The sequence below is a fragment of the Streptomyces sp. E2N166 genome (genome assembly GCF_003671715.1).
Lineage (GTDB): Bacteria > Actinomycetota > Actinomycetes > Streptomycetales > Streptomycetaceae > Streptomyces > Streptomyces thinghirensis.
This window is the reverse complement of sequence record NZ_RAIF01000032.1, coordinates 181,543-182,624: the sequence shown is the minus strand read 5'-3', so window position 1 is coordinate 182,624 and position 1,082 is coordinate 181,543. Positions and strand designations below refer to the sequence as shown.

Below are 1,082 nucleotides of genomic sequence, written 5' to 3'. Positions count from 1 at the left end.
CAGTGCCCAGATCACGAACACGTCGATCGCCATCACGATCACGGCCCAGAGGGGTGCGTACGGCAGGAAGAGGAACTGGGCGACCAGGCTCAGCGAGGCCAGGAAGATGCCCGCGAAGCGCGCCCAGGCCATGCCCTTGAGCAGGCCGTAGCCGGTGACGAGCACCACCGCGCCCAGGATGACGTGGATGATGCCCCAGCCGGTGAGGCTGAATTCGTAGACGTAGCTGCCGACGCGGGCGTAGACGTCGTCCTCGGCGATGGCCGCGATGCCCTGGAGGACGGCGAGGGCGCCGTTCAGCAGCATCAGTACACCCGCGAAGACGACGCCGCCGGTCACCCAGCCGCTGGTGCGGTCCGCCGGCCGCGGGGCCCCTGCGCCGTGCGTCGGCCTGCCGGGAGAAGGTGCGGCGTGCTGGCTCATGAGCGGAGTCCTTTCTGTTGTCCCCCGTACGGGCCTGCCCCCACCGGCACCCCCGGACGCCGACAGGTCCCTCCGAGCCTGCGGGCACCCGGCCCCCGCGGCCATACGGGTCCGCCGCACGGGTGAACCGGGGTCCGGCCGCGCCGAGCTGCCCGGTCCCCGGACCGGAAGCGTGCGCGTGCGGCCCTCCCCCGTCTCGCGTTTACTGAAGCGCACATGCGAACGCGCGCGACGGACCGTCGGACCAGGAGGGCCCGTGACGACTCATCCCGCGCCGGCGAACGCGGTGCCGGCCCGGGCCGAGCAGTCACTGCGGCGCACCCTGCTCAGCCCCGGCTATCTGCGGCAGTTGCTGCTCTGCGTGCTGCTGGGCGTTCCCATCGCGCTGGCCTGCTTCTTCTTCGTCGGTCTCCAGCACGAGTTACAGCACTGGGTGTGGACGTCACTGCCCGAGGCCGCCGGGTACGACGCCCCGCCCTGGTGGTGGCCGCTGCCCGCGCTGGTGCTTGCCGGGCTGATCCTGGCGCCTGTCGTGACCCGGATGCCGGGCGGCGGCGGCCATCTGCCGGTGAACGGGCTGGGCGGCGCGCCCGTCGGCCCCCGCGCGCTGCCCGGCGCCGTCCTGGCGGCGCTCGCCACGCTGCCGCTCGGTGTGGTGC

General features: G+C 73.3%; 1 protein-coding gene and 1 pseudogene. One reads left to right on the top strand and one right to left on the bottom strand.

Features of this window, described 5'->3' with window-relative positions; translation table 11 throughout:
• Window positions 1-423 (bottom strand): hypothetical protein (locus EBH09_RS27915; RefSeq protein ID WP_121749707.1); only part of this gene is annotated, 423 nt, incomplete at its 3' end.
• 256 nt (window positions 424-679) lie between these two features.
• Here EBH09_RS27915 and EBH09_RS39250 point away from each other — a divergent pair.
• Window positions 680-1,082 (top strand): annotated as a pseudogene (locus tag EBH09_RS39250) (chloride channel protein); the annotation flags it as partial.